Source organism: Kitasatospora dryopteridis (genome assembly GCF_050749075.1).
GTDB lineage: Bacteria > Actinomycetota > Actinomycetes > Streptomycetales > Streptomycetaceae > Kitasatospora.
Window position 1 is genome coordinate 7003099 of sequence record NZ_CP192749.1, and the last position, 18820, is coordinate 7021918.

At 75.9% G+C, this 18820-nt stretch carries 16 protein-coding genes; 9 read left to right on the plus strand and 7 right to left on the minus strand.

The annotated features are described in order from the left end of the window. Window positions 1-422: 422 nt before the first annotated feature. Both ACQ614_RS31715 and ACQ614_RS31720 read left to right on the plus strand, forming a co-directional pair. Complete coding sequence (locus ACQ614_RS31715; protein WP_431682401.1) at window positions 423-1211, plus strand: SigB/SigF/SigG family RNA polymerase sigma factor; 789 nt, start codon at window positions 423-425, stop codon at window positions 1209-1211. A gap of 94 nt (window positions 1212-1305) precedes the next feature. After that, the gene (locus ACQ614_RS31720; protein ID WP_431682402.1) at window positions 1306-3804 is read left to right on the plus strand and encodes a SpoIIE family protein phosphatase; all 2499 of its coding nucleotides are present in this window, start codon (window positions 1306-1308) and stop codon (window positions 3802-3804) included. 41 nt (window positions 3805-3845) lie between these two features. On the opposite strand, the gene ACQ614_RS31725 is transcribed toward ACQ614_RS31720, so the two are convergent. Then, entirely contained in the window at window positions 3846-4961 is a 1116-nt protein-coding gene (locus ACQ614_RS31725; protein WP_431682404.1) for a glycosyltransferase family 4 protein, read from the minus strand. Window positions 4962-5185: 224 nt separating this feature from the next. On the opposite strand from ACQ614_RS31725, the gene ACQ614_RS31730 reads away from it, so the two are divergent. From ACQ614_RS31730 to ACQ614_RS31750, 5 genes are all read left to right on the plus strand, one after another. Further along, window positions 5186-5578: an STAS domain-containing protein gene (locus ACQ614_RS31730; RefSeq protein ID WP_431682405.1), complete on the plus strand. Its 393-nt coding sequence runs from the start codon at window positions 5186-5188 to the stop codon at window positions 5576-5578. Further along, window positions 5575-6006: an ATP-binding protein gene (locus ACQ614_RS31735; RefSeq protein ID WP_431682407.1), complete on the plus strand. Its 432-nt coding sequence runs from the start codon at window positions 5575-5577 to the stop codon at window positions 6004-6006. The genes ACQ614_RS31730 and ACQ614_RS31735 overlap by 4 nt, the downstream gene beginning before the upstream one ends. Window positions 6007-6079: 73 nt before the next feature. Beyond that, complete coding sequence (locus ACQ614_RS31740; RefSeq protein WP_431682408.1) at window positions 6080-6487, plus strand: hypothetical protein; 408 nt, start codon at window positions 6080-6082, stop codon at window positions 6485-6487. 126 nt (window positions 6488-6613) lie between these two features. Then, window positions 6614-10558: a HAMP domain-containing protein gene (locus ACQ614_RS31745; protein WP_431682409.1), complete on the plus strand. Its 3945-nt coding sequence runs from the start codon at window positions 6614-6616 to the stop codon at window positions 10556-10558. Between the two features lie 5 nt (window positions 10559-10563). Beyond that, window positions 10564-12897 (plus strand): PP2C family protein-serine/threonine phosphatase, encoded by a 2334-nt coding sequence (locus ACQ614_RS31750; protein ID WP_431682410.1) that lies wholly within the window; start codon window positions 10564-10566, stop codon window positions 12895-12897. A gap of 152 nt (window positions 12898-13049) precedes the next feature. Here the strand turns inward: ACQ614_RS31750 and ACQ614_RS31755 are convergent, their stop codons facing one another. Continuing rightward, entirely contained in the window at window positions 13050-14198 is a 1149-nt protein-coding gene (locus ACQ614_RS31755; protein WP_431682411.1) for a carboxylate-amine ligase, read from the minus strand. Between the two features lie 505 nt (window positions 14199-14703). On the opposite strand from ACQ614_RS31755, the gene ACQ614_RS31760 reads away from it, so the two are divergent. Then, window positions 14704-14859 (plus strand): hypothetical protein, encoded by a 156-nt coding sequence (locus ACQ614_RS31760; protein ID WP_431682412.1) that lies wholly within the window; start codon window positions 14704-14706, stop codon window positions 14857-14859. Between the two features lie 79 nt (window positions 14860-14938). Here the strand turns inward: ACQ614_RS31760 and ACQ614_RS31765 are convergent, their stop codons facing one another. Both ACQ614_RS31765 and ACQ614_RS31770 read right to left on the minus strand, forming a co-directional pair. Further along, a complete protein-coding gene (locus ACQ614_RS31765; RefSeq protein ID WP_431682413.1) occupies window positions 14939-15505 on the minus strand; it encodes a type 1 glutamine amidotransferase domain-containing protein in 567 nt (188 codons plus the stop codon). A gap of 93 nt (window positions 15506-15598) precedes the next feature. Next, window positions 15599-15805: a DUF6343 family protein gene (locus ACQ614_RS31770; RefSeq protein ID WP_431682415.1), complete on the minus strand. Its 207-nt coding sequence runs from the start codon at window positions 15803-15805 to the stop codon at window positions 15599-15601. A 242-nt stretch (window positions 15806-16047) separates the two neighbouring features. Here ACQ614_RS31770 and ACQ614_RS31775 point away from each other — a divergent pair, with 242 nt between their 5' ends. Then, the gene (locus tag ACQ614_RS31775; protein ID WP_363497647.1) at window positions 16048-16260 is read left to right on the plus strand and encodes a hypothetical protein; all 213 of its coding nucleotides are present in this window, start codon (window positions 16048-16050) and stop codon (window positions 16258-16260) included. A gap of 140 nt (window positions 16261-16400) precedes the next feature. On the opposite strand, the gene ACQ614_RS31780 is transcribed toward ACQ614_RS31775, so the two are convergent. The 3 genes from ACQ614_RS31780 to ACQ614_RS31790 all read right to left on the minus strand — a co-directional run bounded on the left by ACQ614_RS31780 (window position 16401) and on the right by ACQ614_RS31790 (window position 18654). Beyond that, window positions 16401-16892, minus strand: coding sequence for a DUF6328 family protein (locus ACQ614_RS31780; protein ID WP_431682416.1), 492 nt, complete (start codon window positions 16890-16892; stop codon window positions 16401-16403). A gap of 192 nt (window positions 16893-17084) precedes the next feature. Beyond that, on the minus strand, window positions 17085-17858 hold the full coding sequence (locus ACQ614_RS31785) for a class I SAM-dependent methyltransferase (protein WP_431682417.1): 774 nt from the start codon (window positions 17856-17858) through the stop codon (window positions 17085-17087). 76 nt (window positions 17859-17934) lie between these two features. Continuing rightward, window positions 17935-18654 carry an endonuclease/exonuclease/phosphatase family protein gene (locus tag ACQ614_RS31790; protein WP_431682418.1) on the minus strand — a complete coding sequence of 240 codons (720 nt, stop codon included), beginning with the start codon at window positions 18652-18654 and terminating at the stop codon, window positions 17935-17937. Window positions 18655-18820: the final 166 nt, after the last annotated feature.

Consider the following 18820-nt stretch of genomic DNA (forward strand, 5'->3'; position numbering starts at 1 on the left):
CGGGCCGGCCACCGGACCGCTGCCGGCGGCCCGGGCTGCGCCTACCCGGCCCGCCCGTCCGGACACGGCGGACACGTTCGAATTCGGAAGGGTTGGTTCCGGTTGTGACGGGGTAGAACCACCAGACGGAGGATTCGGGCCGACGCCCCCTCCGCCCCGGCGGCCCCGAGCCGCCCGGATTTCTCGGCACCTCGACGTGCCGGGGCTCCGACGCCTGAAGACACCGGGCGGGCGGACGCCCCACTCCCGCACCGCGCTGCCCCCGTGCGCGCGTCGTGCGGTCTCCCCCGCCCCGCGGAGATGACCCCGTGTCCGCTCCAGTCGCACCCACGACCACCGCTGTACCCACCCGGGCCACCGCCACCACTGGCGCCACGGCCACAGCCCTCGAGCCCCGCCCGACCCAGCAGGAGATGCGGGCCATGGGCAAGACCGAGGCGCGGGCCCTGAGCGATGCGCTGTTCCAGCGCCTGGCCGGCCTCGAACCCGGCACCCACGCGTACAGCTACGTCCGCGGCACCATCATCGAGCTCAACATGCCGCTCGTCCGCTTCGTGGCCGCCGGCTTCCGCCACCGCGCCGCCGACATGGACGACATCCTCCAGGTCGGAACGGTCGGTCTGATCAAGGCCGTCGACGGCTTCGACCACGAGCGCGGCGTCGAGTTCGTCACCTACGCCATCCCGACCATCGCCGGCGAGGTCAAGCGGTTCTTCCGCGACACCACCTGGCCGGTGCGGGTGCCCCGCAGCCTCCAGGAGCTCTACCTGACCGTGGCGCGCTCCTCCGACCGGCTGGAGCAGGACCTCGGCCGGCAGCCCACCCCGCAGGAGCTCGCCGAGGAGCTCGGCCTCGCCCCCGACCAGGTCTCCGCGGGCCTCACCGCGGGCCGGGCCTACCGCTCGGACTCACTGGACGCGCTGCGCGAGGACAGCCCCGACGAGGCCGGCAGTTCCCTGCTGGACCGGCTCGGCACCTGCGACCCGGACCTCGACCTGGTCGACTTCCGCGAGTCCGTCCGGCCGCTCCTCAACGAGCTGCCGGAACGGGAGCGGACGGTGCTGCTGCTGCGGTTCTGGGGCAACCACACCCAGTCGGAGATCGCCGCGCGGATCGGTGTCTCGCAGATGCACGTCTCCCGCATCCTCAGCGCCACCCTGGGGCTGCTGCGCGAACGCCTGGAGGACCGGGAGGCCGACGCCGCCCCGTGACCGGACCCGGCGCCCTGTGACCGGCGCCGGCGCCGGTCGGTGATCCGGTCGGCGGTGCCGCGGCCGGGCGGGCCCGCGGAGCTACGCTGAATCCGTGGCAGGCCGCGAAGAACCCCGCCCCGCGGCGCCGCCCGGCCCGGGACCCGATCGGGCCGATGCGGACGCCGAGCGGTCGGTGCTGCACGCCACCGTGGACCGGCTCCGGGCCGAGGTCGAGGGCCTGCAGACGGCCATGCGGACCCGGGCGGTCATCGAGCAGGCCAAGGGGCTGCTGGCCGAACGCCACGGCTGCACGCCCGACCAGGCCTTCGACCGCCTCGTCCGGCTCTCCCAGGACCGCAACCGCAAGCTGATCGACATCGCCGCCGACCTGATCGGCAGCGTCGCACCCCTGGCGTCGGACCCCGCCGCCGTCCCCGTCCCCGTTTCCGTCCCCGCCCCCGTTCCCGTTTCCGTCCCGGTCTCCGCACCGCCCGCGCCCGGCGCGGAGACCGGGACCGACGACCCCGAGGCCCCGGCGCCCACGGCCCCCGCACCGGGCCGGCCCGCCCAGGGCCTCGCCGCCCGCTACCACCTCGCCGCCGCCGCCCTCGCCTCGGCCGACAGCGCCGACGACCTCGCCCGGCTGCTCCACGAGACCGCCCTCGCCCCGCTGGGCGTCTCCGCCGCCGTCCTCGCCCTGCTCGAACCCGACGGCGCCCTGCGCCTGGTCGCCAGCCACGGCGTCCCGGCGCGCCGGCTCAGCCAGTGGCAGCGCATCCCGCCGATGACCACCCTCCCGCTCACCGAGGCGGCGCAGCTCGGCACCCCCGTGTGGGTCGCCGACCGGACGGACTTCGCCGCCCGCTACCCCGACGTGACCGGCGAGGACCTCGTCCCCGGGCGCACCGTCTGCGCGCTGCCGCTGCGCACCGGCGGCCGGGTGATCGGCGCGATGAAGCTGGGCTGGGCCGAGGGCTACCGGCCCGAGCCGGAGGCCGAGCGGTATCTCGCGGCGATCGCTGCGCTGTGCGCCGCCGAACTGCTCAGGGTCGGCGCCCGCGGCGCCGCCGGGGGCATCACCCGGACGGCGCCGGTCGCCGAACCCTGGTTCCGTGCCGTCCTCGACGCGCTGCTCGACCCGGTGCTGATCCTCGGGGCCGTCCGGGAGGACGACGGCCGGGTCTCCGACCTGCGGGTCGAGCACGCCAACGCGGCCACCGTCGACCCGGCCGGCCGGACCGCCGAGGCCATGGTGGGCCGCCGCCTCACCGAGCTCTACCCGGGCATGGTCGTCTCCGGCACCTTCGGCCGGCTGCTGGAGGTGGCCGACACCGGCGTGCCGTACGAGGGCGACGCCGAGCAGTTCGAGGAGGTCGTGGACGGCGCCGTCCGGTCGTCCGCGATGACCCTGCACGCCACGCCGTTCCTGGACGGCGTCCTGGTCAGCTGGCGCGCCCACGGCGACCAGGAACGGCGGGACGCCCAGCTCGCCCAGGCGCAGCGGCTGGCCCGGCTCGGCACCTGGAGCTGGGAGCCGGGCGCCGCGCGGCTCACCTGCTCGCCCGAGGTACCCAGGCTGCTGGGCCTGCCGGACGACGGCAGCGGCGGGATCGGCATCGCCCGGGCGCTCGCCGCCGTCGCCCCCGGCGACCGCGAGGAGGTGCGGGCGGCCGCCGGGCGGGTGCTCGCCGGGGCCGCCGACACCGCCCTGGAGTTCCGGGTCGGCCGCGAGGGCAGCACCCGAAGCCTGCGGGTGCTGGCCACCGCCGTCCGCGGCGTGGCAGGCGCCGACGTGGTCGCCGTGCGCGGCGTCGTCCAGGACGTCACCGACCGGCGCCGCACCGAGCAGGCCCTGGCCGGGACCCGCAACCGGCTCGCCGAGCAGCGCCGCCGCACCGAGACCGAGCACCGGGCCGTGGTGGCCCTCCAGCGCGCCCTGATGGACGCCCCGGCGGGACCGCCCGTACCCGGGCTGCACACCGCCGCCCGCTACCTGCCTGCCGGCCGCGGCAACAAGGTCGGCGGCGACTGGTGGGACGTCCTCGCGCTGCCCGACGGCGCCGTCCTCGTCGTCGTCGGCGACGTCTCCGGCCACGGGCTGCGCGCCGCCGCCGGCATGGCCAACCTGCGGCACGCACTGCGCGGCCTCGCCCACACCGGCGCCCCGCCCGAGGAACTCCTCGGGCGCCTCAACCGGATGCTCTGCCACGAGCGCGGCAACTACATCGCCACCGCCGTCTGCGGCCGCCTCGACCCGGCCACCCGCACGCTCGCCTGGGCCCGGGCCGGCCACCTGCCCCCCGTCGTCACCGGCGGCGGATCCGCCCGGCTGCTCGAGATGCCCGAGGGCATGCTGCTCGGCGCCGTACCGAGAGCGGTCTACCGCCCCGCCGAGGTCCGCCTCGACCCCGGCGACACCCTGCTGCTCTACACCGACGGGCTGGTGGAACGCCGCGGCGACGACCTCGGACGCGGTGTCCACCGCCTGGTCGACGCCCTGCGCGACTACCGCGCCACCGACATCGAGGGCTGCCTCGACCACGTCCTGCGCCGCCTCGGCGCCCCCAATCCGCTCGACGACACCTGCCTGGTCGGCCTCCGCCTCGACTGACCGCCCCGGCGCGCCGTCCGCAGGTGGGCTGCCGTGCGGTGTCAGCCGGTGAGGGTGCGGTAGACCTGTTCCAGCCGGTCGGCGACGCGTGGCCAGGCGTGGCGGGCGCGGGCCCGGTCGGTGCCGGCGATGCCCAGGGCCTGGCAGCGGGCCGGGTCGGCGAGCAGGAGGCCGACGGCCCGGCCCAGCGGCCGGGGTGCGGCGGTGGGCAGGAGCACGCCGGTGACCCCGTCCACCACCAGGTCGTGCACGGTGCCGCCGTCGACCGCCACCACCGGCACGCCGCAGGCCATCGCCTCCAGTACGGGCCGCCCGGATGCGGTGGCCGGCCGGGCGGTGACCAGCAGGGTGGCGGCCCGCAGCAGACCGGGCACCTCCTCGTGCGGCACCTCCGGCAGCCGGCGGACGGGGCCCTCGGAGGGGTCGGCATCGCCGCCCACGACGGTCAGCAGGGCGCCCGGCAGGTCCGCGACCGCCCTGGTCACCGTCTCCACACCGGTACGGGAGCGGCCGCCGTCCAGGCAGAGCAGCTGCGGCGGGCCGGGCGGCGGGTAGCTGTCTGCGGGGGAGAAGAGGCCGGTGTCGACGCCCAGCGGCACCGTGCGGACCCGGCGGCGGTCCGCTCCGAAGCCGATCAGCAGCTCTGCCTCGGCCGCGGAGTGGGCGAGCAGGAGGTCCGCCCGGCGGGCGACCGCGCACCGCAGCCGGTGCACCCGGCCGGCGGAGGCGGCGGGCAGCGGATCGTCGCCGTGCAGGGCGCCGGCGCGCTCGTGCACGATCGGCGGCCCGGCGGCGGGTCCGGCCGCCGCGGCGGCCAGTGCGGCGAGGGCGGCGTCCAGTCCGCAGGTGTGCACCACGGACGGCGGGTCCGCCTCCCAGTGGCGTGCCAGCTGGTCGGCCAGTGCCGACACGCACTCCAGTGCGTCGTCCGCGGCGAGCGGCCGGGCCGGGCCGACGGGCAGGGGGTGGGTGGCGGGCTGCGGGCCGTCGGTGCCGGCGCCCGGCGGTCCGTGCCGGTCCGTGCCGGTCCGGTCCGCGCGGGCGAACAGCGAGACCCGGTGCCCGGCGGCCGCCAGCGACCGGCCGGGCTCGGTGGCGGGGCCGCTGCCGGGCGGCCACGGGCCCCGGCCCTCCCCGATCACGACGGCGACGTACATGGGCGGCTCCCGTGGTTCGGCCGGACCCGGAACGGCTCGACAGGACGGGCGCGGCCGGCATGTCCGGAGCGGCTCGACGGTGCCGGACCGGCCGGGACGCTCGGCGTCTGGCCCGTAGCGGGCCGCCCAAACGTCTTGTGGATCAGGCCTTGGGCCGGCGGGGGCTTCGCCGGACGCCGACCTATGGTGGAGGGAGCACCCCCAAGGACGGGAGGAGCCGGGCCATGGACGCTGACATCGAGGCGGTCGGGGGGCCTGCGGGCGCCGCGCAGCTGACCGTCTCCGTGGACCGCACGGCAGACCGCCGGGTGCTCCGGCTGGTCGGCGAGCTGGACCACGACAGCGCCGGGCCGTTCCGCGAGGCGCTCGGCACCGCCGTCGCCGAGCCGCCGCCGCTGGTGGTCGTGGACTGCTCCGGCCTGTCGTTCTGCGACTCCACCGGCCTGAACCTGCTGCTGCGGGCCCGCCTGGAGGCCCTGTCGAACGGCGGCGAGGTCGTCCTGGCCGGGCTGACCCCGATGGTGCGGCGGATGCTGGAGATCACCGGCGCGGGGGAGATCTTCGGGGTCTTCGGGACCGCCGCGGAGGCCAGGCCGGGCCGGGGCGGCGGTCCATGACAGGGCCGGCCGTCCCCAGGGAGCAGATCCGCAGGCTGGCCCTGTTCGAGTCCCGCGGTGCGGTGCAGCACTGCCGGGACTTCACCCGCAAGGCCCTGCACGACTGGGGGTGGCTGCCCGCGCCGGACGGCGAACGCCGTGCCGTCGCCGAGGACGTGCTGCTGATGGTCAGCGAACTGGTCACCAATGCCTGCCTGCACGCCGGCGGGCCCCGCGAGCTGGTGCTGCACCGCATCGGGGACGGGCTGCGGGTGGAGGTCTCCGACGACAGCCGGGAACTGCCGGTGCTGCAGACCGACCGCCCCCGCTCCGCGCCGGGCGGCCACGGCCTGCGGGTGGTCGACCGCCTCGCCGCGGCCTGGGGCAGCGTGCCGCGCCCGCCGGGCAAGACCGTCTGGCTGGAGGTCGAGGCCCCCGCCTGGGACTGAGCACCCGGTGCACGCCCCGACCGCCCGGACGGGCGGGACGTGTGCCCGGCGGGCGCCCGGGTAGGCGCCGGGCATGGATGCATCCGATGCGTTCGACCGGCGGTCGGACCACGACCTTCCGGAGCTGTGCGACGTGTGCGGCGCCGTCCTGGCGGACGGCGAGGAGCTGTACGCCCTCGTGCCGGACTCCTCGGCGGTGCACGCCTTCGAACCGGACTTCGACGGGAAGCGGGTCCTGACCGCCTGCGGCGTCGACCACCTGGCGGAGATCGTCGACCAGTACCGGCGCCGCCCGTTCGTACCGGAGGAGCAGTGGGCGGGGAAGATCTGCCGCGCACTGGAGCAGACCGGGGAGCCGCTCACCCCGGAGGAGTTGGCGGCGATCAGCGGCCTGTCGCAGGAGCAGGTGGACCGCGGCGTCGACTGGCACAATGCGCGCGCCCGTGCGCTGCAGCGCCGCTGGGACGGTCCGGCCGGGTGATCCCGGACGGGCCCGGGGCCGGCAAGGCGGCCGGGCGTCGGCCCGCAGTTCGCAGCGGCCCCGGCGGTGGCAGAGTGGACCTCAGAGACATCCGTCCGCAGCCGCCGCACCACGCCGAGGGCGAGGATGAACAAGCCCCTTCCGCCCGGCCCCCGTGACCCGTCCGGCCGTCACGACGGGGCGGGGCCCGACCGGTCCGCAGGCGCCCGGCCGGGCCCCCCTGTCCCCGGGGCACCCGCGACCCCGGAGGCCCCCAGGCCACGGGACACCGTGCTGTCCGAGGACGGCCTGCGCGGCCTGCTCGCCGGGCTCACCGCCGTCCGGGACGGCAACTTCGGCACCCGCCTCGCGGAGGGCGGACCGGGCCTGCTCGGCGAGATCGCCGAAGTGTTCAACGGCATGGCCGGCCAGCTGTCCCGGGTCACCGACGAGGTGACCCGGGTCGCGCGGGAGGTCGGCAGCGACGGCCGGCTCGGCGGCCAGGCCGAGGTCGCGGGCGTCTCCGGCAGCTGGCGCGAACTCACCGACTCCGTCAACGCGATGGCCGGCAACCTCACCACGCAGGTCCGCAACATCGCCCAGGTCACCACCGCCGTCGCCGAGGGGGATCTGACGCAGAAGATCGAGGTGGACGCACGGGGCGAGATCCTCGAGCTGAAGAACACCGTGAACACCATGGTCGACCGGCTGTCGGCGTTCGCGGGCGAGGTGACCCGGGTTGCGCGGGAGGTGGGCACGGAGGGCCGGCTCGGCGGTCAGGCCACCGTGCGGGACGTCTCCGGTACCTGGCGGGACCTGACGGACTCGGTGAACTTCATGGCCGGCAACCTCACCACCCAGGTCCGCTCGATCGCCGAGGTCGCCACCGCCGTCGCCCGCGGCGACCTCACCCAGAAGATCCGGATCGACGCCCGCGGCGAGATCCTCGAACTCAAGGAGACCATCAACACGATGGTCGACCAGCTGTCCGCGTTCGCCGACGAGGTGACCCGGGTCGCCCGCGCCGTCGGCACCGAGGGCAGCCTCGGCGGGCAGGCCACCGTCCGCGGCGTCTCCGGCACCTGGAAGGACCTCACCGACAACGTCAACGTGATGGCCTCCAACCTGACCGACCAGGTCCGCTCGATCGCCCAGGTCGCGGCCGCCGTCGCCAAGGGCGACCTGTCGCAGCGGATCACCGTCGCCGCCCGCGGCGAGGTCGCCGGCCTCGCCGACGCCATCAACACCATGGTCGACACGCTGTCCGCGTTCGCCGACGAGGTCACCCGGGTCGCCCGCGAGGTCGGCACCGAGGGCATCCTCGGCGGCCAGGCCACCGTGCCCAACGTCGCCGGCACCTGGAAGGACCTCACCGACAACGTCAACTCGATGGCCAACAACCTGACCAACCAGGTCCGCAACATCGCCCAGGTCACCACCGCCGTGGCCCGCGGCGAACTCAACCGCAAGATCGACGTCGACGCCCGCGGCGAGATCCTGGAACTCAAGACCACCATCAACACCATGGTCGACCAGCTGTCGTCCTTCGCCGCCGAGGTCACCCGGGTCGCCCGCGAGGTCGGCAGTGAGGGCCGGCTCGGCGGCCAGGCCGAGGTCGAGGGCGTCTCCGGCACCTGGAAGCGCCTCACCGAGAACGTCAACGAACTCGCCGGCAACCTCACCCGGCAGGTCCGCGCGATCGCCGAGGTCACCGGCGCCGTCGCCGAGGGCGACCTCACCCGCTCCATCAGCGTCGACGCCTCCGGCGAGGTCGCAGACCTGAAGGACAACATCAACTCCATGGTGGAGTCCCTGCGCCAGACCACCCGCGCCAACCAGGAACAGGACTGGCTCAAGACCAACCTCGCCGGGCTCACCGGCCTCATCCAGGGCCACCGCGACCTCGCCGCCGTCGCCGACCTCATCATGAACGAGCTGACCCCGCTGGTCGACGCCCAGTACGGCGCCTTCTACCTTGCCGAGGAGACCCCCGGCGGCACCGAACTCGCCCTCGTCAGCTCCTACGGACGCCCGGCCGGCGACCGCCCCGCCCGCCTCGCCCTCGGCGAATCCCTGGTCGGCCAGGCCGGACTCGCCCGGCGCACCATCGCCGTCGGCGACCTCCCGGACGGCTACGCCGCCATCTCCTCCAGCCTCGGCAGCGCCCCGCCGCGCGAACTCGTCGTCCTGCCCGTCGTCGTCGAGGACCAACTGCTCGCCGTCGTCGAGATCGCCTCCCTGCACCCCTTCACCGACGTCCACCGCGACTTCCTCGGCCGCTTCGCCGACGCCGTCGGCGCCAACATCTCCATGCTGCTCGCCAACGCCCGCACCGACGAACTCCTCGAGGAGTCCCAGCGCCTGACGGCCGAACTCCGCGCCCGCTCCGAGGAACTCCAGAACGGCCAGCAGGAACTCCGCAGCTCCAACGCCGAACTCGAGGACAAGGCCGACCTGCTCGCCGCCCAGAACCGCGACATCGAGGCCAAGAACCTGGAGATCGAACAGGCCCGCCGCGAACTCGAGGAACGCGCCCGCCAGCTCGCCCGCACCTCCATGTACAAGTCCGAGTTCCTCGCCAACATGAGCCACGAGCTGCGCACCCCGCTCAACAGCCTGCTCATCCTCGCCCAGCTGCTCTCCCAGAACCCGGTCGGCAACCTGACGGCCAAACAGGTCGAGTACGCGGAGATCATCCACTCCGCAGGCTCCGACCTGCTCCAGCTGATCAACGACATCCTCGACCTGTCCAAGGTCGAGGCCGGGAAGATGGACATCCACGTCGAACGGTTCCCGCTGCGCGAACTCCTCGACTACGTCGAGTCCACCTTCCGCCCGCTCGCCGGGCAGAAGCACCTCGACTTCCGGGTCGCCACCGCCCCCGGCACCCCCGAGGTCCTGCTCACCGACCAGGCCAGGCTGCGCCAGATCCTGCGCAACCTGCTCTCCAACGCCGTCAAGTTCACCGACTCCGGACGGGTCGAACTGCGCATCGAGGCCTCCACCGCCGAGGAGTCCGACGCCGATTCCGGAGTCCCGCCCGGCGGCCTCGCCCTCCGGGTCACCGACACCGGCATCGGCATCGCCGAACAGCACCTCGAATCGATCTTCGGCGCCTTCCAGCAGGCCGACGGCACCACCAGCCGCCGCTACGGGGGCACCGGACTCGGACTCTCCATCAGCCGCGAACTCGCCCACCTCCTCGGCGGCACCATCACCTCCCGCAGCACCGTCGGCGAAGGCAGCTGCTTCACCCTGCACCTCCCCGCCACCGTCGGGGTCGGCCCGCCCCGGCCCGCCGCCCCGGCCCGCCCGGCCCGCCTCCTCGTCGTCGAGGCCGACCCGCCCGGCCTGCTCACCGCCGTCGCCGCCAGCGCCGCCGCCCACCGGGACCCGCCCGCCGAACTGCGCTCCGTCCGCGACGCCCAGGAGGTCCGCGCCGCCCTCGACGACGGGCCCTGGCGGTCCGCCGTCGTCGACCTCGACCTGCCCCCCGAGCGGCTGCAACCCGTCCTCGACGCGCTGCGCGGCAGCGGCCCCCCGGTCATCGGATACACCGAGGACCCCGGCGCCCCCGCCACCCCGCCCGGCCGCGGCGCCCCCGTACCCGCCACCGGCCTGGACGACCTCCGCGAGCGGATCATGGCCGCCACCGGCCCGGACGGCGCCGCCGAGGACACCGGCCCGGACACCCGCCCGCCCGAGGTCCTTCCGCGGCTGGCCGGCCGCACGATCCTGATCGTCGACGACGACGCCCGCAACGTCTTCGCCATCACCGGCATGCTCGAACTCCACGGTGCCCGCGTCCTGCACGCCGACAACGGCCGCACCGGCCTGGACGTGCTGCGCGGCCACCCCGAGACCGGCCTCGTCCTGATGGACGTGATGATGCCCGAGATGGACGGCGACGCCGCCACCGCCGCCATCCGCAGGGAGGCCGGCCTCTCCGACCTGCCGATCATCGCCCTCACGGCCAAGGCCATGCCCGGCGACCGCGCCCGCAGCCTCGCCGCCGGCGCCAACGACTACATCACCAAGCCCGTCGACACCGAGCACCTGCTCGCCCGCATCGTCCACTGGCTGGGCGGCTGACCGCCATGGACCGGCCCCGCCCCACCGACGCACCCGCGGACACCCACGGCGAGCCGTTCGTGGGCCGGGTGCCGCGCACCCCGGCCGAATCCGCCGATGCCCGGGTGGACCGGCTCGTCGACGCCGTCCGACGCCTGGACAACCGGTACGAAGAGCTCCGCCTCCGCCTCGCCGTCCGACCCGTCGTCGAGATCGCCACCGGCATGCTCGCCGAACGCCTCGGCTGCCCGCCCGCCGACGCCGCCGCCCAGCTCGCCGACCTCGCCGCCGGCGCAGACGTCCCCGTCCACCGGCTCGCCGCCGAGATCGTCGGCTCCGTGGCCGCCACCGGCCCGACCGTCGGCGAGGAACCGGCCTACCGGCCGCCGGCCGCACCCCGGCTGCCCACCGACGCCGACACCGCCGCCCGCGCCGTCCTCGACCACACCGCCGACCTGCTCGCCGCCGACGCCGCCGTCCTCTGGGGACTCGCCGACGGCGGCGGCCTCGCCCTGCTCGGCCAGGCCGGCCTCCCACCCGAGGATGCCCGCAGCTGGCACTACGTCCCCCCGGGCATCGACACCCCCGCCCGGCTCGCCGCCCGCACCGACACCGGCCTCTGGCCCGAGGACGGACCCGCCGCCACCGGCACCCCGACCGTCGGCCTCGCCACCGCCCCGTACCGGCTCGCCCTGCCCGTCCGCCGCCGCGGACGCCTGCTCGGCGCCCTCGAACTCGGCTGGGCCGAACCCCCGCACCCACTGCCGCCCGCCGCACCCGCCCGGCTGCGCGCCCTCGCCGAGATCTGCGCCGTCACCGTCGACCCCGCGCCACCCGCTCCGGACGACCCGCCGCCCCGACCCGAGACCGCCGCCCTCGAAGCCGTCCTCGACCCCGCGCTGCTCCTCGCCCCCGTCGAAGCCGCCGACGGCACGATCGCCGACTTCCGCATCCTGCGCACCAACCACCGCTTCCGCGACCCGGCCGGCCGCCCCCGCACCCGCATCGAAGGCGCCTCCCTGCTCGAGGCCTACCCGATGGCCGGCAGCCGCGGCCTCCTCGACCGGCTCGCCGCCGTGCACACCACCGGCGAACCCGTCCGCGAGGACTTCGTCCTCACCTTCCTCACCGACGACCTGACCCGGCTGCCCGTCGTCGCCCGGATCGGCGCCGCCCGCACCGACGGCCACCTGCTGGTCAGCTGGCAGTTCGAGGACGCCGACGCCCGCCTCGTCGGCCTCGTGCACAGCGCCCAGCGGCTGGCCCGCGTCGGCGGCTTCGAAGAGGACCTCCTCACCGGCGACATCCTCTGGAACGAGCGGCTGTTCGACCTCTACGGCCTCCCGCCCGACGCCACACCCGTACCGCTCGCCGCCCTCGCCGCACACGTCCACCCCGACGACCGCCCCCTCGTCCGCCGCCTCGTCAACGGCGTCCTGAACGAGGCCCGCGCCGCCTCCGCCGTCTTCCGCCTGCTGCAGCCCGACGGACGCACCCGCCACGCCCGCATCGTCGCCGAACCCGTCACCGACCCCGCCGGCCGGGTCGTCCTCGTCCGCGGCGCCGGCCAGGACGTCTCCGACCAGCACCGCACCGAAATCGCCCTCGCCGCCACCCGCGAACGCCTCGCCGACAGCGAACTCGAGGCCGCCCAGCGCCACCGCCTCGCCATGCGCCTCCAGGAGGCCATCCTCCCGCCCGAACCCCCGCCCCTCGACCGGGCCAGGCTGCACGCCGCCGTCCGCTACCGCCCCGCCGTCGAACGCGAACGGGTCGGCGGCGACTGGTACGACGTCCTCCCGTTCCCCGACGGCGGCGCCCTGTTCTCCGTCGGCGACATGGCGGGCCACGGCGTCGAGGCCGCCACCGGCATGGTCGCCCTCCGCAACGCCCTGCGCGGACTCGCCGTCACCGGCGCCGGCCCCGCCCGGCTGATGGACTGGCTCAACCGCACCGCACTCGCCCTGCCGGAGCCCGCCACCGCCACCGCCGTCTGCGCCCGCTGGGACCCGGACACCCGCACCCTGCACTGGGCCCGCGCCGGACACCCCCCACCCGTCCTGCTGCGGGCCGGCCGCCCGGAGGTCCTGCCCCTGCCGCACGGCCTGCTGCTCGGCGCCGCCCCGGACGCCGACTACGAGGAGCACTCCCTGGTCATGCAGCCCGGCGACGCCCTGCTGCTCTACACGGACGGCCTGATCGAGCGCCGCGGCACCGCCGACGACGAGTCGCTGCGCACCCTGCTCCAGGCCGCCGGCCCACCCGGCCCCGACCTCGGCGCCTACCTGGACGCCCTGCTCGCCCACAGCGCCTCCGACACCGACGACGACACCTGCCTCATCGCCGTCCGCGTCGACTAGGGCGCGGGGACCTCATGGGTCACCACCAGGGGCGCGGGGAACTGCGCAATTCAAGGGTGGGACGCGTACAGATCAGGGCTTGCCCCGTACTGTTCTGACGCCCGCATCCGAATTGCGCAGTTCCCCGCGCCCCTACGGGTGTTCTCCTCTGCCTAGGTTTCGGCGGTGAGGGCGGCCATTTCGTCGACGACGTCGCCGTAGCGGCCGCGGCGGGCGAAGGCGGCCCGTTGGCGGTCGGCGCCCGTTCCGGCGGTGCGCAGGCCGGCCAGCAGCTGGCGGACCGTCCCGAGGTCGCCTGCGGCCTCCAGTCCGGGGCGGGCCCGTTCCACCAGCCGGTCGACCAGGCACCGCATCGGCACGATCCGGCCGCTCACCGGGTCCGGCCCGTTCCCGTCGATGCCCGACAGCGCCGCGGACCAGTGCGCCGCGTCGATCATCGCCGTGGTGTCGCTCGCCGTGTCGCAGGCCTCCGCGGGTTCCCGATCACCGGGCAGTTCCGAGAGCAGGGTGGCGGCGAGGCCGCGGACGAGGGCGGCCAGCAGCACCGTGGTGTCCACGTCCGCACTGGTGTCGGCGACCCGGACCTCCAGGGTCGGCACGTGTTCGGAGGGCCGCGAGTACCAGTAGATCATCGCGGTGTCGAGGATGACCCCGGCGTCCAGCAGCCCGCCTACCGTCGCCCGGTAGGCCGGCTCGTCGAGCCGCGGGGCCGGCCCCACGGTCGGCCAGCGCCGGTAGAAGGCGTGCCGCCAGCTCGCGTAGCCGGTGTCGCGGCCCGCGCTGAACGGCGAGTTCACCGCGAGCGCCTGTACGACCGGCAGCCACGGCCGCATCAGGTTGTTCAGCGCCAGCGCCCGCGCGCGGCACTCCACCCCGACGTGCACGTGGCAGCCGCAGACCAGACCCTCGGAGCTGGTGGCGACCGCGCCCACGTGTTCGCTGATCCGCCGGTACCGGGCCGAATCGGTGATCGTCGGCGGCTGCCCGTCGGTCATCACCGGCATGCCGGTGCCCACCGGGCGGCAGTCGGCGCCCGCCGCGGCCTCCCGCAGCACGGACCGCACCCGCACCAGGTCGGCGCGCAGGTCGGGCAGACTCCGTACCGGGCGGGTGCACACCTCGGCCTGCGAGGTGAAGAACTCCGTCTGGACCTGCTCGCCGAGGACGTCGGCGGCTTCCTTGACGACGGCGGGCGCGCGCCCGACGGGCAGCCGGGAGTGCCGGTCGACGAGGAGGAACTCCTCCTCCACACCGACCGTCGGCACCTCGACGGCCCGGCGGGGGCGGGCCGGGGCCGTCACCGGACCGGGCCTCTCGCCGCGCCCGCGGGCCGTTTCGCGGACTCCCGCGGCCGGGCCGGGTCCGGCGGTGCGGGGTCCGGTCCGGGGGCGGGCGGCGACGGCGGTACCGGCGCGGGCGGGACGGGCTCGGGGTCGGGGCCGGGCGGCCCCGGCGGCGGCACCGGGGAAGGCGGGGGAGGGCCCGGAGGCATCGGGTCGGGAATCGGGCCGACGTCCGGTCCGGGGGGAACGGGGACGGTCATGAGCGTCCTCCTTGTCACGGGTCCGGGGCGCCGTCGCCGCAGCGACGGCGCGCCCCGTCCATGGTCCGACGCCTTGCGCCGGATCGCAGCCGACCGGCTCCCGGAGCCGGTGCTGCCGACCTCCCCCTGGTCCGGCGCGTACCCCCTCGGGCCGGGCCCAACCCCGCCGCGGACCGGGCCGGGCGGATGCGATTGGGGACACGTTGCCGGGGCAGGCGCGCGGGCAGGATCTCCCGCCCCGACCACCCGCAGGAGGACCAGCCATGAGCACCGAGCCCACGACTGGCGAGCAGGACCACCCCGAGGACGCCTGGCCGCCCACCGAGACCCCCGATGCCCGGATGACCGGTGAGGGCGCACCGCCGGCCCCCGACGACCAGGAGCCGGACGAGCCCGCCGACCGCCCGGAGGAGGCCTGACCCGGTACCCGTACCCGCCCGCGCCGACCGCCCGACCGGCGGACCGGCGCGGGCGGGTCGGCGCGTCTGGTGGGCGCCGTCAGGCGTGGGCGGGGGTACGGGCGAACTCCTCCACGAGGGTGCGCTCGAAGGCCGGCAGGTCGGCCGGCTTCCGGCTGGACACCAGGGTGTTCGGCCCGTCGTGGCACACCGCGACCTCGCGGTCGACCCAGTGGGCGCCCGCATTGACCAGGTCGGTCCGCAGGCTGGGCCACGAGGTGATCGTCCGGCCCCGTACGACGCCCGCCTCGATGAGCGTCCACGGTCCGTGGCAGATCACCGCGACCGGCGCGCGCCGCCGGAAGAAGCCCCGGACGAAGTCGACCGCCCGCGGGTCCATCCGCAGGAAGTCGGGGTTGGCGACGCCGCCCGGCAGCACCAGCGCGTCGAAGTCACCGGCCGAGACGTCCGCCACCACGGCGTCCACCCGGAAGGTGTCCGCCGGGTCCAGATGCCGGAAGGCGTGCACCAGGCCGCCCTTGGTGGACACCAGCCGGGGCGTGCCGCCGGCCCGTTCCACCGCCTCCCACGGCGAGGTCAGCTCGGCCTGTTCCGCCCCCTTCGGCGCCACCAGGAACGCCACCGTCCTGTCCTGCAGCCCGGTCATCTCGGCCACCTTCCTCCGTGTGCGGTCGGCTCCTCGAACGTCTCACCGGGAGGCCCCGGGCGAAACCGGGGGAGTGCGGTCCGGCCCGGCCGGTCAGGCACTGCCCGGGCGGCCGCCGTTGTGCCGCCGCTGCCGGCACCGGGCGAGCACCAGCAGGTCGGCCGCGGTCAGTACGGTCAGGGCGCCACAGGCCAGCGCCAGCGAGGCCGGCAGCAGCAGGCCGGCGGAGCCGTCGTCACCGGCGGCCACCGCCCAGAACGCGAACAGCGCCGTCAGCACACCGAGCAGCGGCGCCGCCACCCGGCACAGCAGATGCCCGGGAGGCCCGGCGGGCGGTTCGGGAGCAGAACCGGGGCGGGTGTCGCGGGAAGGCCAGCGGGTCGTCGACCGCACGGCAGATCACCTCCACCGGGGGCCGGCCGCACCCAGGCCGGCCCCTTGCCCCGCGCCTGCCCCGTCCGGCCGCGCCGACACGGGCCCGTCATCGGTTTTCTCGCCGCGGGGCCCGGGCAGGCGCACAGTGGAGGGGTAAGGAGGCCGCCATGACCGTCAACCCCGGCCCGCCCGAGCTGAGGCCCGCCGACCCGCCCGGCGGCGCGGCCACCGGCACCGTCCCGGTGAACCCGGGACCGCCGCCGGAGACCATCCGCGAGGGCCACGAACGGCAGCCGCGCCCGCCGCGGCACCACCACCGCCACTGGCCGCACCGGCACGACAGGTACGACCGCCACCACCAGGACGGCCGCGACACCTGACGGGGCAAACCCGTAGGGGCGCGGGGAACTGCGCAATTCGGATGTGGGCCACCGTGCGAACGATGGCTCGGCCCACGGCGTTGTGACAGCCGCATCCGAATTGCGCAGTTCCCGACGCCCCTATTCGTCGGCCCCATGCCTCACTGTCGTTTTCCGTGCCGCCGCAGCAGGGAGGCGGGCAGCACGACCCAGCACACCGCGAACCAGGCCAGCACCGCTGCCGAGATCGCCCAGGCGCCCCATGTCAGGCCGGCGACCTTGAGCAGCAGCAGGAGGGCCGCGCCGACGTTGAGGGCGAGCAGCGCCAGCCCGAGAGTGACCAGCCGCCCGGCGGCGGCGACCATCCGCGGTTTCACGTGCCGTCCCGCCAGCATCCGGTGGTAGGACACCGGAGCCATCAGCGTGCCGGTGGCCACTGCGCCGAGGGTCACCACCGCGACGTACAGGGCCCGGTCGAAGCCGTGCAGGGTGGTGAACCGTTCGGTGAAGACCACCGTCAGCAGGAAGCCGAACAGGATCTGGGCGCCGGTCTGTGCGACCCGCACCTCCTGCAGCAGCTCCGCCCACAGCCGGTCGGCCCGTTCCTCGGGGCTCTCGTCCCGGCCGTCCGTCGGCCGGTCGTCCTGCGCCATGCTTCCCATCCTCCGCAGCGCGACCCGTACGGCCACCCCGCCGCCCGGCCACCCCGCCGCGCGGGACGGCCGCCGGCGGGCGGCCCGCGGGTCAGGACGCGGGCGCGCCCTGTGCAGCGTCTGGCCGATCACAGCCGCGGGAAACCCCGTCCCGGGCAGTGCGGCAGGCCCCGACCGCCCCCGGTGCGCCGCTCAGGGTGCGACGGCGGTCAGCACGGGCTGGAAGAACCCGCTCGCCTCGGGCTCCGCCCACGCGATGCCGGTGAAACCGGCGGCCTCGGCCATGGCGGTCAGCTGCTGCCGGGTCAGCGCCCAGTAGGTGGCGCGCCGCACCGCGGTGCGGACGCCGTCCGGCCCGGCCAGCTCCCGGACGAGGTCGAGGTCGTAGCGTTCGCCGTCCTCGTGCCAGTGCCACCGCTGGTGGGTGGTGGCCCGGCCCTCGGGCGTCTCCACGACCTGCGGCGGGGTGGTGGTCGGCCGGGAGCGCCGCAGCTCGTCGTACGGGCGGGTGCTGACCACCAGCAGCCCGCCGCTGCGCAGCACCCGTCGCATGGAGGCCAGTGCGGCGCCGACGTCCTCGGCGGTGAGCAGGTGGGGGAGGGAGTTGTCCGCGCAGACCACGGCGTCGAACCGGCCCTCGGCGAACGGGAGCCGGCGCATGTCGGCGGCTGCTGCGGGCAGTGCGGCGCCGCGGGCCGCGGCCTCGCGGACGGCCCGGGCGGCGGCCACCGCGCTGAGGTCGGACCCGACCACCCGGTGCCCGTGCAGGGCCAGGCCGATCGCCTGGGTACCGATGCCGCAGGAGCAGTCCAGCACGTCCGCCGGCGCGGAGCCGAGCCGTTCGCGGAGCAGTGCGTCCAGGGCGGCGCCCTGCCGGGCGATGCCGGCGTCCCAGTCGGCGTAGATCAGGTGGTAGTCGGCGGCGAGGCTGTCGTAGAAGCCGGCCACCCGGTCCTGCGGCGTCATGTGCGTCCTCCTGTCCGGCGCCGGTGCCGTCCTCCCACATCCTGGCAGCGGGGCTCCGGCCGTGGGGCCGGTCCGGTCAGGGCGCGGGCGTGACGCGTGCGCGGACCGGGTTGTGGTCGGAGAGCCCGGCGGCGTCCTCGACCACCGCGCCGTCGGCGGTGGCGCCGCGGACGATGACGTGGTCGATCCACTGCGACTTCTCGCCCGTGGTCCGGGGCCGGGTCGGCGGGCCGCCGGCGGGCAGGGCCGCGGCGGCGAACCCGGGGCCGAGTTCGGCCACCACGGTGCCGCGGTCGGCGTTGAAGTCGCCGAGCAGTACCACGGTCCGGTCCGGGGCGCCGGTCACCACCTCGGCCAGGCGCGCGAGTTGGCCCGGACGCCGGGCACCGGTGCTCACGTGCGTGGCGGCGACGAGCAGGCCGGCCGTCCGGACGGCGAGCAGGCCCTTGCCGGGGTCGTCCCCGTACGCCTCGGCGGCGACCTCCTCGCCCGGGGCGTCCAGGATCAGCACCAGGTGCTCGCTGCGGTCGCCGAGCCGGGACGCGACCCGGCGCGGTGAGGGGATGCGCGGGTACTTCATGGCGTGGATGCTGCGGTCGGGCAAGGCCCGCCGCAGGTCGGCGAGTTGATCGCCGCTGACCTCCTGGAGGGCGATGATCCGCCCGGCCGTCCCGGCGACGCGCGCCGTCACGGCGGCGATCCGCTCCGCCTCGTCCGGCCAGAGCTCCGGGATGTCCCCGCCCCAGTTCTCCGCGTGCACGCGGTGCAGCACGTTCCAGGTGGCCACTGTGATCATGCGCCTGATGGTACGGCCCCGCCGGGCGGAGCCGTCCCGCACCCTGCCGCCCGCCACCTGCCGCCCCCTGCCGGGGAGTTCGGGACCGGCCCGAGGAGCTCAGGCTGCCCGCGGTCGCAACCCCCAAGCCGGCACCGGGCACCCGCCGGCGGGAATGGGTCCTGTA